Here is a 14,793-nt window from a genome sequence, read left to right as displayed (position 1 = left end):
ATTATACTTTAAAAATCTTTTCTCTTAATGTTTTAATTCGATCGAATCATTTACAGCTCTTTCTACGGCATGCTGATGGTAAAACGGAATCATTTTTTCTTCTAATTGCTTGCTGATTTCTTCTGTTGGTTTTTTATCATTTTTTAAATCAAAAAACGTATTGATTTCCATTTTACTGAAAGCTGCAATTGATTCGTTATTTTGTAATTCGCTTTGAGGCAGTTTTGAAAGCATCGCAAATTCTCTCATCATCCATCTGTGATTAACTAATTGCTTTTCTGCTGTTTTACTTCTTTCTACCAATTTTAAATATTTGTTGTAAGCTGCTTTATCTTTTGCATCTTCACTGTTTGTGCCATGCATTTTGTCCGTATTAACACGTCCAATTGCTGTGGTGTAAACTTGTTCTATATTTTGATCTTTTGCAGTTATTTCACGATTTAACTTCTGAATAATGTCCGAAAGAACAGAATTGTATTGTGCGATAGTTTCTTTATTTGAATTGTAAACATCCAGATAATCCAATACTTTTTCTTTGAATTCCTTATCTTCTAAAGCCATTCTTACTGTATTCAATTCCTTATTCAGCTTTTCTGATTGCTCATCAGGTAGTGGTTTTAAATCGTTTTGAAGCTGTTCCAGTTTGGTGATAATTTCACTTTTCGTTCCTTCTAAAACAACATTTTGAGAAGAAATTTTCAAAATATTATCTCGAGTTTCATTGGCTGTAACTGCAGGCTTTTCTTCCACTCGTTTAGGACGAAGTTTTATTTTATCAAAAGAGTAGGTGTAAGACAAAGTAGCCGTTAAATCATTATTGCGAACGGTTTGCGAGCTGCTAAAAAGTGTAATACAGTTTAAACCGAAATTATGTTTCTGCATGTAGATGTAAGAACCATTCAAATGGATATTAAAAATGTCATTTACTTTATCACCATTATTAAAGCTTGTGTTGTAACTTGTAGAAAAAGAGGCGTTTAATTTTTTTTCATAAAACAATTTTGTAGCTCCAATTGTAGGTCCTAAAATTAGATTATCACTAGTGTCCAGTTTTCCAATGGTGCTGTTGAAAGAAGCTGTTAGGTTCAAATCTCTTTGCGGGTAGCCAATAATGTATGAAAGTCCTGTGTTGTAATAAGTGCTTGAGCCGCCTGCAATTGTTTTTCCTTCCTGTTGATTTACAGCATCCTGCATACTGAATGTAGCATTAAAAGCTTGTTTTTGCTTTTTATCATTTTTCAAAAGATAATTGACAGTAAGTGCCGCATTCTGATTGACTTGTCTGAAGTTTAATGTATCTAAATATTCATATTGATTGGTTTGATTGATATAATCAAATTGATTTCGACTATTGGTATACGATTGAAAATTAGAATAATTAACGTTGAAATTTAATTTTTGATTAGCTCTGAAATCTGCACTTATTGAAGAAACCAATCTCTTCATCTGGCTTTGTTTCTGTTTGTCTAAATTGTCTTTCTGTAAACCTAAATTCAGATTTAAGCTCAATTTATCATTGTATAAAGTTTGAGAAGCATTTACTGTAACGTTCTCTAAATCATTATTGAAATAATAACCGCCCAATGTTCTATAATTTGGATCTATGCGTTCGTAACCCAAACCTAAGGTTCCTTTTCCCGCAGGATAAACCAATTGTCCTTTCATCGCTTTGTAGCTCGTTGTTGTTGGATTTGAGCTTAAAAACAAAGAAGAAATATTTTGAGCTTTTGTGTTTCCAGTGACTCTAGTATCTTCTGTAATGCTGCTGTTTGCAAATTCTGTTAAAACTTGTAATTTTTTGAATAGTTTAAAAGAAGTTTCAAAGCTGATTGCAGCGTTTTCTTTTGGTGAAACTCCCAATTCAAATGGAATAGGAATATCTAATGAATTTATCTCGTCTCTTGCCTTAAAAAAGGTAAGGCCTAGATTTACTTTTTCAAGCGCATACTGTGTTTTAAAACCGTATCCCATTCTTTTGTATGTTGGGACAAGTTCAGTGTTTATAGCATCATATTCGCTGCTTCTAACCAAACGTCCATACATGGCGCTGATTTTGAATTTTCCTTGCGGAGTTAAATCAACACCCAAACCTGTAAATTGGTGCCCTGCTAAAGTGTATGGCGAAAAAGTCATGCTTACGTCTCCAATATGGCCAGTTATCCATTTATAAGAGGGATGTATGCTAAGGCGGTTCATAAGAGTTGGTTTATTGTATCCAAACTTCTGATTGGTGTATGAAAATGAAAATGGAATATTGTATAAACCTGCGACATTCACATTGATATTTCCGTTTAAGAAATAGGTAAAAGGTTCTCTGGCAGCGTTTCCAGAATAGAAAACTCCATTGGCTGAAGCTCCTCCAGAAACATTTATTAATTTGGCTTTTCCTAATTCTTCAACATTGAAATTCTGTGCAAATGTGATCGTATTACACAATAGTATGCTGAAAAATAATATTCTTTTTAAACTCATTATGATAAATTCAGGGCAACGAAATAGGGAAGGACTAGCCTTTATTTCGAACTGTTTTATTTAAAAATTGGCTTTTGATTTTACGTTTTTAACTTATTGTATAATTAGTTTTCTCAGTTTTGTTCCCTGCTGTGATTCAAACAATACAAAATAAATTCCCGCTGAAAGTCCATTTAAGCTAAAATTGAATGAATATGTATCTTTTCCAGTGCCACTTTTTGAATCGATTACTACATTATTATTTAGATTGTAAACCTTAACGCTGGCTGACATCACTTTATCTAATGTTGCATCAACAGTAAAAATTCCGTTTGATGGATTTGGATAAAGTTTTATATCAAATTTTTTCTGTAAATCAGTATTGTCTGGATCTACATATTCACCTTCAGTTACGATGATCGTTTTGGTCTGAGAAGCTGTGCATCGGCCTTTTTCTGTATTGATTGTAATATCATATTCGCCAGCTTTAGGGAAACTCATTTCAGCATAATCTCCATTATTGTTTGTAACAATTGCTTCCGAAGGCAATTTCCATTCAATTTTATCTGCTTTTGGGTTGCTGATATCTACAATAATGAATTTCTCATTTACGAATACTTGAGATGACATTATAAACTCTGCGCTGATATCAGATTCTTGGCTCGAAATATTAATTGTATCTGTTGCCTGGCAGCCTAATTTATTGGTTACCGTAAGAGTGTAGTTTGCTGGTTCTGAAACTGTAATGATTGGATTGGTACTTTTGAATCCTTTGTCAGAAGTCCATGCATAAGTAGCCTTATCATCATCGACAGTACCATTAATAGTTAGGCTTTGTTTGTAGCAAAGTGTAACATCTTCGCCCAAATAAATAACATCTTTTGGAGGATCTACCACAGCATAACTTCTTAAAATTTTACAGCCTCTAGAATCTGTTATCTCAATTGAATAGGCACCTGCCGGAGCATTGCTTAATGTATTCGTTTTCTCGCCAGTGTTCCATAAATAAGTATATGGAGCTGTACCTGCAATTGGCGTTACAATAATTTTTGCATCAGAGCCTAGATAACATGTTGGCATTTTAATTGTTTCTGAAGCATCAAGATGAGGTGGAGCAATAAACGAAATAGATTTATTAATAGTACATCCATTAAAGTCTGTAACTGTTAGAGAATATGTTCCTGGTACAGCATTTTTTAGAACTTCAGTAGTTGCGCCAGTATTCCATAAATAGGTATAAGGTTTTGTTCCTCCAATAGCAGAAGGAGTAATAGTCCAATCATTTCCATCTCCGCAAAGTGTGTAATCTGCAGAAAGTGTATTGTTCAATTTTTGAGGTTCGTTAATCACAAACAATTCACTTTTTGAAATGTTGTTTTTTGTATCGGTAACCTCAACATAGTAAGTTCCAATTCCAAGATTTCCTAGGGAAACATTTGTTCCAAGAACGCCTGTATCTGGAAGAGAATGCCATTTGTATGTATATCCGGCAATACCTCCAGTTACATTTGCTTTAATACTAGCATTTTTATCTCCATTGCATAAAACTTGATTAACAGAAGCAATATTAGCGATTAATAAATCAGGTTGTGTAATTTCGTATAATTCAGAAGTAATTGTACATCCTTGGGCATCAGTTACAATAGCATAATATTTACCAGCAGAAAGATTTGCTACAGTTGCAGTGGTTCCTTTAACCTGAATATTTGAACTTGTAAACCATTTATAGTTATAAGCCTGGGTTCCGCCTTGAACCACAATATTGACACTTCCATTAGAAAGTCCAAAACCTGTTGCTGGAGTTATTGTATTTTGAGTTATTACAAGCTGCTTTGGTTCCGTAATTTCAACATTTACGATTGAAGTGTAATTACAGCCTTTACTGTCTTGCACTTGAATGTCGTAAGTATTAGCTTTTAAATTTGGAATTACGGCTGTAAGATTATTAAAAGCTATCCAATTGCCATAATTTGAATCTTGCGATTTATAGCGGTATTGGAAAAGATTGCTTCCACCAGAAGCTGTTAATGTTATAGTACCGTCACTAAACCCTAAACAGTTTACATTTTTTTGCGTATAAGTAACCGCAATCGGATCTGGCTGTGTAATGACAATTGATTGACTTGTAACTTCTACTTTATTGAAGTCTTTTACAACAGCATAATAAGTTCCGATTTCAAGATTGCTTAGCAATGCATTTGATTCGTTCGGAATTTTAACACCATTCTTATACCAAGAAATTGTTCTAATTCCAAAACCTCCTTTTACAGCCGCTGTTATAGTTCCATTTTTACCATTATTGCAAGTAATTTCTGCAGACTGGCTAATGCTGATTTCTAATACATTGTTGTTAAAATCAAATTCTGTTGATTTTGTACATCCAGTTGCATCGGTTGCCGATACCGTAAAAATACTTGAAGCTAGATTTGTAAAATCAATTTGTTTTAAATTCGAATTCGGAACGTCTTTTATAATTGTTCCGTTACTGTCTCTACATACATATCTGTAAGGAGCAACTCCGCCGACAATCTCGATATGAAGTGCGCCGTCACTATTTCCAGCTGTTGGAATTGTTGGGACAATTTTATCCAAATCAAATCCGAAATCTTGAGGCTGATTAATGACAATATTGTTTAATGTTCCAAGACATAAGTTTCCGTCGTAAACCGAAACAGAATAAGTTCCTTTTCTTAGGCTGTATTGGTTTTTATCAGTACTTCCGTTACTCCATAAATACGTATAAACAGGATTTCCAGCAATTATGTCTGGAGTTCCTCCAACAACATTAATTTCGACAATTCCATCAAATCCGTCGTAACAAGTAACATCTTGTTTGTTTGCTGTAGATACAATGATTTGAGTTGGCTGTGTGATTTCAAATAGGCTAGAAGTAGTTTGATTGTTATTTGAATCGACAACAGTTACATAATATTTACCAGCAGGAATATTTCCTGTTGTTGCTTCAGCATTTAAAGTTGTATTAATTAAAGTACCATTTTCTCTGAACCATTTGTAAGTGTAGAATCCCTGCGCATCTGGAACTCCAGTTCCAGTAACAGCTTTTGCTCTTAAGATACCAGTTGAACCGAAACAATCAATAGTTTTAGCTACAGAAACAGTAACTTTAAGTTCTAATGGTTCTGTTATTGTAAATGTTTTTTCTAAAGTACAATTTTTACTGTCCGTTACGACTAATTTGTACGATCCAGCTGGTTGGTTGTTCAGAACAGCTGTAGTTTGACCATTAATTTCTACATTATTTTTAAACCATTTATAAGAATAATTTGAAGTTCCGCCAGAGATTTGAACAGAAATTTTTCCGTTGCTTAGCCCAAAACCAGTTGCATTTTTAACTTCATCGCTTGCAATTGCTAGTTCATTAGCAGGTTCAGAAATGGTAATTGTTTGACTGATAGAGCAGTTTACGGCATTTCTGTCTGATACTGTCACAGTATAAGTTCCTGCGGGAAGATTACTAATATTAGTTTTCCCGTTATTAACTGTAGAATTATAATTCCATACGATATTATAGTCAGAAGAACCTCCCGTTATAGTTAAATTGATTGTACCATCGTTTCCATTTTTACAAGAAACCTCTGTTTTTGTATTGGCAATTGCTAATGGATTTGGTTGTGTAACTGTATACTCGTTTGTTCCGTAAAATACATTATTGTTTTGGTCTGTTACTGAAACGATATATTTTCCAGCTCCTAAATTCGAAATTTTGTTTGTTGTTGATAATACTACAGTTGGGGTCAAAGCGTTATACCATTTATAAATATAAGCAGGCACACCACCAGTAACTGTTGCAGTTAATTCTGCAGTTGTGTCTCCAAAACATTTTACCTGTGTATTTGGAGTCATTGTGATAGCCGTTATATCTAATCTAGGCGGTTGAATTAATGTATATTCTTTAGTAATAGTACAATTGTTTTGATCTGTTACAGTAAGTACATAAGTTCCAGTTGCCAGTTGATCTAATAATTTTGAAGTTCCAATAATTGGAGTTGTTCCTTTTACTCTCCAAGCATACGTGTAATTTGTTGTTCCTCCAGTAATATTAACTTCAATAATACCATTTTTGGTTTCAAAACCGGTTAAGTCTTTCACTTGTACATCAGTTATAGCCAGAGGTGCTATAGGCTGTGTTATTGCAATATTGTTTAATGCTGCTGTACATCCGTTGTTATCTGTAACCACCAAACTATAAATCGCTGCAGTAAGCCCTGTTAAATCTTCTGTGTTAGCATAATCAGCATTGTTTTTTTTCCAGGCAAAAGTATACGGTGTAGTTCCACCTGCAGTAGTAATGTTTATTGCTCCTGTAGCATTTCCGTAACAGAAAACATTAGTACTTGAAGTTTTTACTACTGTAAGTACATTAGGCTGTTTAAGATCTAATTCAGCAGTTTCTTTTGTTGCGCCAACATTGTCAGTTATAATTACTTTATATTTTCCAAAGCCTAAATTCGAAAGAACATTAGTGTTTCCCGCAACTAAAGATCCGTTTTTATACCATTTGTAAATGTAATTGGCAACACCTCCGTTAACATTAGCTGTTATTTCTCCGTTAGTATCTCCATTACATAAAATAGGTTTAGTTTCATTTATAGAAACAATTAATTCTGGATTTTCAGCAATCGTATATGTTTGTGTTGCAGTACATAAATTATTATCAGTAACCACCAGAGTATATTTTCCAGCCTTAAGACCAGCTATATCTTTTGTAGTTCTTGAAAAGGTATTGTCTTTATCGTATGTCCAATTATAAGTATAGTTTCCATTATTTGGAGTTCCTCCAGTTATAGGATTTAGAGTAATAGCACCACTACTTTGCCCGTAAATGGAAACATTTGTTATTGAGGGTGTTGGAACATTAATAGCGGTAGGCTGGCCAATAATAATTCCATTTATCGTAAAGGGACAATCGTTAGCATCTTTTACAGTTACTGAATAAGTTCCAGCAGTTAAAGTAGTTTGATCTTTCGCTATACTTCCATTACTCCATAAATAAGTGTAACCGCTTCCTATTGTTCCCCCAGAAACGTCCAATATAATATTACCATTATTTCCTCCAAAACAACTTGGATCAGCTTTAGCATAAGTTACATCTAGCGGCAAAGTCGGCTGTGTAAGAGTATAATCGATATAAGCCGAAGGAGTTTGTCCTTCGTTAACTCTTACTCTGTAAGTTCCGTATGGGATATTACTTATTGTTGCAGCTGTTATTCCTAGAGCAGTTTCACTACCCCCATTAATTTTGTACCATTTATAAGTATATCCAGATCCTAAACCTCCAAAAGCTCTTGCTGTTATATTACCTGTCGATTCGCCAAAACATTTAATATCTGTATGAGCATCAATTGCTATTGCTAAAGCATTTAGTACCATATCTGCACTCGTAACAGAGCAATTATTGGCATCTGTTATGATAACATGATATGTACCATTATCAAGACCAACAGCTTCACCGTCTTGATCAGGATCGGGATTAATTAGTGTGTTTCCTTTGTACCATGCATAAGTATATCCCGGAGTACCGCCTGTTCCGGACACTTTTATTTTTCCATCAAAGGTCGTTGGTGTAGAAGGCTGGGTTTGAGTTATTGAAGGATTGACAGTTAATGATGTTGAGGGTTCCGTAACTTGGACAGAACCAACTATAGAACAGCCTGCAACATTTGCATCAGTAACAGTATACTGATAAATTCCTGCGACCAAATTTGTTCTAGTTGCTCCTACTGGACCATTTGTCCATTGTACATTATAAGCACCTGTTCCTCCTCCAAGTGTTAAACTTACCATGCCGTTATTTCCTCCTCTACAGTTAACATTTGTTAAATTTGGTATAGCAGTTAATTGTGTATTTTGGTCTAAGAAGAAATCTTCAGAAATAGTTGTATTGGCAGGACTAGCATTGTCTGTAACTACAACTCTATAAATGCCTGTATCTAAACCATTAGGATTGCTATCTGATTTTCCAAATACAGTATTGTAAATGGCTCCTTCTTTTTTTTGCCAGACATAAGAATAACCTAAATTAACAGTACCTCCTGAAACTGATGCAACTAGACTTCCAGTGCCACCAAAGCAGGCAATTTTATTTCCAGAAATTAGAACTTCCAATTTTTGAGGCTGACCTATATTAAAAGTTCTTGAAAGGGAGCAATTTTTAGAATCGGCAACTGTTACAATATAAGTACCTGCATAAAGTTTATTATAGTCAGTAGGAGTAAATGGAGCTCCATCCTTTGTCCATACTTGTGTGTAGCTGGCATTATTTAATAAAGTTCCGCCACTTATAGCAAAACCTTCAATTCGTCCGTTATTCTCTCCAAAACCTGAAGCTGGTTTTTCTGTACCGTCAATAACAATAGCGGCAGGATTATTAATAACAACTTTCTTAATTCCTGTTTGGGAATAAAGTAGAAAAGATGTTAATAATAAAGAAAAGAGTATAATTTTTTTCATATTTTTTGATCGTTTGCGTTTATATCTATGCAATTTTTAGAATCTCTAACTGTTATATAATGATCACCTGCTGGCAAAGTAATTTCGTCTGTAATAGATAAAAATTCAACTTCGGTTGCTGAGTCAATGGAATAGAAATAAGGACTAGTTCCGTTAGAAGCACTTATTTTTATTATTCCAGATTGATTGTGACATGCCGGTTGAGTTGTAATTATTTGATAACTAAATTGGCTTGGTGGGCCTACTGTAAAAGTTTTATTTAAAGCCTGACTTAAACTTGTGCCATTTGCAGTAGTTAATCTTGTTTGATAAGTTAAAATATAGGATTGTATTCCGAGTCCTGTCCATGTGTAGCTTTTTGGACTGGATGCCATCATAGATTTTGTTATAATTTTATTAGTTAAACCAGAACCATCAGCATGTTTTAGAGCCATTTCATATTGTTCGTTATCTTGAAGTCCCCTGTCAAAGTTTAATGTTACTTCGGCATCAGATTTATATACACAAGATGTGAGATTATTGGAAGAAACTGAGTTTAAAACAGGGGGGCATGGGTTAACATAATATGATACAATATTTGAGTAAACTTCTTCTCCAGTTACACTAGTATCAGAATCAATAAGAACACGAAAATCTATATTTCCAACATAAGTTGAAGAAACATAAGTTGATCTATTAAATTGAAATGTTTGATTAAAGGCTGTACTGACATTTGTTGATTGAAAATTGCCGCCTTCAATTCGATATTCCCATACAAAACGCTGCGTGCCTGTACAACCTGTAGCTTGCAAGTTTACTTTATCACAGAAAGAGTTATCAGGACTCGGCTGTATTAATACTTGATTACTTATTATGCTGAATTCAGGGATTATTTCTGCACCTGACCTACCACCTGAAATGCCTGACACTTTATAACAATTGACATTAAAATTGGTGGCTTCTAATCCAGAAGTCCAGTCTTCACCGCATGGACCACTACAGCTGTAAGATTCAGGTCTGTAAGCATCAAAATAGAATTGAGTGGGTTTTTGATCAAATATTAAATAATTATTGACTTCTTTTATAGGATATAGCAAATTTCCATCAGTTTTTTTTATCCAGTATCTATAATAGTATTGATCTTTTGTATAATAATTGAGGGTATAACCGCCAGCATCTCCAGCATTTGTATACATAATATACGTTTGCGAACAAACTTTGCAGTTTATAAAGAAAATAATAAAAAATGTAAAGTAAAATTTCTTCATACTTATTCGTTAGCTGATAAATCGATACATGAATTAGTATCTCGTACTTTAATAGAATGTTGACCATATGAAACATTAATTTCGCCTGTTGGCGAAGTAAATTGTACTTCAGGATCTGAATCTATTTTGTAAAAATAAATTCCTGTTCCGCCCGATGCAGTCAATTTTATTTTCCCTTTCTCATTAAAGCAAGCGGGTTGAATTTCAGTAACCTGGAAAGTTACAGCTGTAGCAGAAGGAATAGTAAAACTTGGGTCTGGAGCGGGATTTGTGCTTGTTGGTTGATTGCTTATAAAAGTTTGATATTTTATAGAATAGTTACCTGGTGCCAAGCCCGAGAAATTTAACTTTCTGTTTACGTTATCAATAGACAAATCAGGTGTAGCCACTACAATATCACCTGGTTGCTTAAAGAAAGTAAAAACAAAACGTTCATTTTTTGCTAAGTCTAAATCTCTATCATAAGTAAAAACAACTTTACCGTCATTATTGTTGACACAGGTAGTGCTTGTGACAACTGGAGTTTCAATTAAACCAGGTGGACATGGAATAATGTCATAGATAATGAAGTCTGTGAAAGTTGTATTATATCCAGTTTTTATATATAAATGAGTCTTTCCTTCATAACCGCCTAATGTTGCCATTGTAAAAGAAATAGCCCGTTTTGCTTGATAATTACTTGGAAAGTTTGACCAGTTAACTCCATCATAACTATATTGCCAGTTCCAGCCTCTTGTTAAAGTGATTACATCATTTTTGCAAACATTAGAATTAGATGGCTGTGGTAGATATATTCCCATCATGTCGGCATCTCCAATGCAGCCTCCAAAAAAATCACTATCAAATGTTTCTTTGTTGTAAGCAATAGTTTTGCTTAAAGTACAATCACTTCCATCTTTGTTTCCTGCTGTACGACTGCTGCAAACAATTTTTGTCGGATTATCGGTTACATAAAAGAATGTGTATGCAGTAACAACATTATCTGTTGTATTACTGCCTTCTGTCACGGAATTAGAGCCTACTGTTATACTTAAATTTCCTGCATGACTTCCATTCCAGCCCTGAAAAGGGTCTAATGTTGTTCTTACAAGCATTCCATATTTGGTAGCTTGTGCGTTTGAAAATTGTATTAGTCCAAAAAAAGAAAAAATACAATCAATAATTTTGTTTTCATTTTTTTAGTCATTTGCGGTTTTATCTATACATCCACTTGCGTCAGTAACTACAATATTATAATTGCCTTGGCTTAAATTTCTAATGTAATATTTCCCATTGTTATATTCTGGTGTGACTTCCTCGTGATTTTTATAAAAATGAAAAGGAGGAGTGCCGTTAGTAATTGTGATTTCAATAAGACCATCATCTCCTCCTAGACAAGAAGGAATCTCACTTTTAGTGTTAAAACTTAATTTTTCAGGATCTACATATTTGAACGGAGTATTCGTACTTTCTAAAGCTCCTGTATTTTGTTCATTTAATCTTGTTTGGTACTTAATATTGTAAGTTTGGCCATTTTCTAATTTTCCAAGATTTGTAAATGAGTATTTATATTTTTGAACTGCCGAATCAAAAACAAGAGATTTTATTATTGCTGTATTTTGAAAAGATATAGCTGATGTAACACTATTTAATACATACATAATATTGATATCTTCATTTTGTGTAAGGTTGCGATCAAAAAAAACATCAATTGCTTGAATATTATCTCCATTGCATTTTGGACCTTGATAAAATATTCTTTCAGCAACAGGAGCACAAGGAGAATAATTAATGGTAAATGTGTTAGTAAAGGGTCTTCCTATATAACCTAATCTAAAATAAAGTGGCTTATTAAAATAATTAATATGCGAATTGCCTAAAAGTTCTTGTATAGAAAATTCTGTAATTGTTCTATTATTTTTAGCAGTTGGAAAATCAATCCAAGTTGAGTTGTCTACCGAATACTGCCAATGAAATGCCACGTTTGGGTACGATCCGGCGCCATTTACAGATAGATTTAGCATTTCGCCTGCGCATACATTATTTGGATTTCCGACATTTAAATTAGTGATAACTAAATTACTTGGCTTGAAGTTCGTAATACGGGCTGTAATTCCACAAGGAGAATCACTAAATCCGGCAAAGCCATTTATTATTAAATTATCAAGTGTGGCAGTTACAGAAGTATTTGTATTGCAAGAACCACTGCTGCCATTTTCATAATGCACACTTCCTGTAGAGGTAATTGTAATTAAAAATGTACTTGTTGTTGAAAAGACTTTGTTTGTATAGTTTGTTGTATTTTTACCATTAGGAACATAACCATTTTTATTACCTGAAGCTATTGTAATTGTACTATTTTGTTTTACAGACCACGTAAACTTAGTAGCTTCAAAAGTATTGTAAGTTGGTCCTTGTGGACCTTCCCAGCAAGTATTGCATAGTACACCATCAATTACATCAAAATCATAAGTTTGACAATAGCAAAATGCATTAGTAAATAGAAAAAATAGTATGTAGAGGATCCTCATATATTTATTAAACTTGGAATTTAAACAAGATCTATAAATTAAAATTTCACTGTATAAAAATCCATTTTAGACATTCTCCCATCTTTGAATAATGCTCGTATTCCATATTTATAAGTCGTATTAATTGTTAATGTTGGATCTGATAATTTTTTGGTTTCTGGTTTTACCATTTGAATTAACTGAAGTGGTTCTTCATTAGTAGCTTTGTAAATTTCAAAACTTTCTACTCCAGTTTCATCATAACTCCAAGATAGGTCAATACTTTTTGTAGCAACATTTGCTTGTGCAAAAAATCCTTTTACAGCTGGTTTTACAGTATAATTTGGAACAAACAAAGCAATTTCTGGTGAAGGTTTAGAAACTAATCCGCTTTCATCTTTTGCATAAATAGCATATCGATAAGTAGAACCTTCTTTTGCTTTTTTATCTTGATAGACTTCAGATTTATCTATACCATTCCATATTAATTCCCATTTTTCTTGGTCATTTTCTTTTCTATACAGTTGATGAGATTTTACATCTTCACTCTGGCTGTTTGCCCATTCTAAAAATACTGCTCCATCTTTTATCTCATATTTTGTAAAAACAGGAGAAGCAGGTGGAATAACATCGGGTTTTTTTACAATTAAAGTTTCTGAAAAAGGAGACATGTTATATCGGTAATCTACAGCTATAATACGATAGTAAACCTTACTGTTCAAACTTTTAAGAATCACTTTGTCTTCAAAAGTGCTCTTTTCATGAGGGCTAACTGTCAATTGGCTAAATTCTTCTTCTGCTGTATTTCCTTTATAAATTCGATAACCTAATAGGTCTTTTTCTTTATTTGGAGTCCACGATAATTTTACAACACCCAAACTATCAATAGTAGCTTTTAGCCCAATAGGCTTTGAAGGCGGAATAGAATCTACAGGCTGAACTAGCATAGGAAAAGAAGTTCTGCTGTTTCCATTTTTTCCAACGGCCGTAATGGTAAAGTAATTCGTAGCAAGCAATTTATTATAGGTAACAGAACGATCTTTTGCTGGAATATTTTTGATTACTTTGACATATTTATCATCATCGTAATCAGAACGGTTAAGCTCGAACCCAGAAATTTCATTATTCCCTTCTTCCGGGAATTCCCAAGTTAATGTAGCAGTAGAATCATCTTTGAAATCTTTTACCGTTAAGTGCGGAACATATTTCAATAAAGCCTTTCCTTTTCCTGAAACAACATCAGAATAAGGGCCTAACTCCCCAAAAGGAGAAATACCTTGGATGCGGTAATTATAAGAAGTATTGTTAGCAATAGAATCGACGTAAAAAATTCGGTTATTGTTGGCATTTTCCTGACTTAAACTGGTATATGGTTTTTCTGTAATTCTTTTGTAGTTAATTTTATCAGTAGAACGTTCTACGTAATAACTTCCATAAACATGAGCAAGAATTTTAAAATTCCAACTTAACATGGTACTGTTATCTGTGAAATGAGCCGTAAGGTCCATTGGTTTTGGTAAAGGCTCATATTCTTTTAGGCTTACAAATACTCCTCCATAAACAATACTCAATTCTTTTTCAGGAACATTTGAAGAAATGCGATAGGCATATTTTTCGTTTTGTTTGACGTTTTTGTCTTCAAAACCTAAACCTGCTTTTTTAGCGATTTCAAAATCTTTATCAGCTGTATATAATGCAAATGTGAAACGTTGCTCTGCTTCTTCGGAAAGATTAACAATAGATTCTAAATTATCTGCTCCGGTTACATTAAAGCTTTCTCCAAAAATTGCTTGAGCAATAATAGCTGCATTATCATTTTCATCAATAAGTTTTTCCCAAGTTTCTACAGGCTCTGGTTTAAAAGTTTCAGCTAAAACAACACGTTCTGGTTTTGCCAGTGTTTTATTGTCTCTTGTAACGGTGAACCGCTCAATTAAGTAACCGTAAGTGTTTAATTTTTTCCAAGCAATAGGAGTATTTACCGCCCAACGTAATAAAATGCGGTCTTTTTGAACTCTAGCAATTACTTGGATTTCGTTCTTTTTTTCTATGTCATTATTTTCCTTAGAATTGTTTTGGGCAATTCCAGAAAAATTGAAAATTAAAGAAAGGATAAAGAAAAATTTGAACTTCAT

General features: G+C 33.5%; 6 protein-coding genes. All 6 read right to left on the bottom strand.

The features are described from left to right. Window positions 1–24: 24 nt before the first annotated feature. The gene (locus tag BB050_RS00450) at window positions 25–2,472 is read right to left on the bottom strand and encodes a TonB-dependent receptor (protein WP_123906979.1); all 2,448 of its coding nucleotides are present in this window, start codon (window positions 2,470–2,472) and stop codon (window positions 25–27) included. 93 nt (window positions 2,473–2,565) lie between these two features. Continuing rightward, complete coding sequence (locus tag BB050_RS00445; RefSeq protein WP_066032192.1) at window positions 2,566–8,922, bottom strand: T9SS type A sorting domain-containing protein; 6,357 nt, start codon at window positions 8,920–8,922, stop codon at window positions 2,566–2,568. Continuing rightward, window positions 8,919–10,097 carry a hypothetical protein gene (locus tag BB050_RS00440; RefSeq protein WP_066032191.1) on the bottom strand — a complete coding sequence of 393 codons (1,179 nt, stop codon included), beginning with the start codon at window positions 10,095–10,097 and terminating at the stop codon, window positions 8,919–8,921. Before BB050_RS00440 ends, BB050_RS00445 begins: the two co-directional genes overlap by 4 nt. A 74-nt stretch (window positions 10,098–10,171) precedes the next feature. Beyond that, on the bottom strand, window positions 10,172–11,263 hold the full coding sequence (locus BB050_RS00435) for a hypothetical protein (RefSeq protein ID WP_066032190.1): 1,092 nt from the start codon (window positions 11,261–11,263) through the stop codon (window positions 10,172–10,174). A gap of 84 nt (window positions 11,264–11,347) precedes the next feature. Then, entirely contained in the window at window positions 11,348–12,679 is a 1,332-nt protein-coding gene (locus BB050_RS00430) for a hypothetical protein (RefSeq protein WP_066032189.1), read from the bottom strand. A 38-nt stretch (window positions 12,680–12,717) separates the two neighbouring features. Next, window positions 12,718–14,793, bottom strand: coding sequence for a fibronectin type III domain-containing protein (locus tag BB050_RS00425; protein ID WP_066032188.1), 2,076 nt, complete (start codon window positions 14,791–14,793; stop codon window positions 12,718–12,720).

This window comes from Flavobacterium anhuiense (assembly GCF_001705175.1).
Lineage (GTDB): Bacteria > Bacteroidota > Bacteroidia > Flavobacteriales > Flavobacteriaceae > Flavobacterium > Flavobacterium anhuiense.
This window is presented reverse-complemented; position numbering and strand designations above follow the sequence as displayed.

Excerpts from the sequence above, each read along its gene's own strand:
- BB050_RS00450 (WP_123906979.1), bottom strand. The coding sequence starts at position 2,472 with ATGAGTTTAAAAAGAATATTATTTTTCAGCATACTATTGTGTAATACG.
- BB050_RS00445 (WP_066032192.1), bottom strand. The coding sequence starts at position 8,922 with ATGAAAAAAATTATACTCTTTTCTTTATTATTAACATCTTTTCTACTT.
- BB050_RS00440 (WP_066032191.1), bottom strand. The coding sequence starts at position 10,097 with ATGTATACAAATGCTGGAGATGCTGGCGGTTATACCCTCAATTATTAT.
- BB050_RS00435 (WP_066032190.1), bottom strand. The coding sequence starts at position 11,263 with ATGCTTGTAAGAACAACATTAGACCCTTTTCAGGGCTGGAATGGAAGT.
- BB050_RS00430 (WP_066032189.1), bottom strand. The coding sequence starts at position 12,679 with ATGAGGATCCTCTACATACTATTTTTTCTATTTACTAATGCATTTTGC.
- BB050_RS00425 (WP_066032188.1), bottom strand. The coding sequence starts at position 14,793 with ATGAAGTTCAAATTTTTCTTTATCCTTTCTTTAATTTTCAATTTTTCT.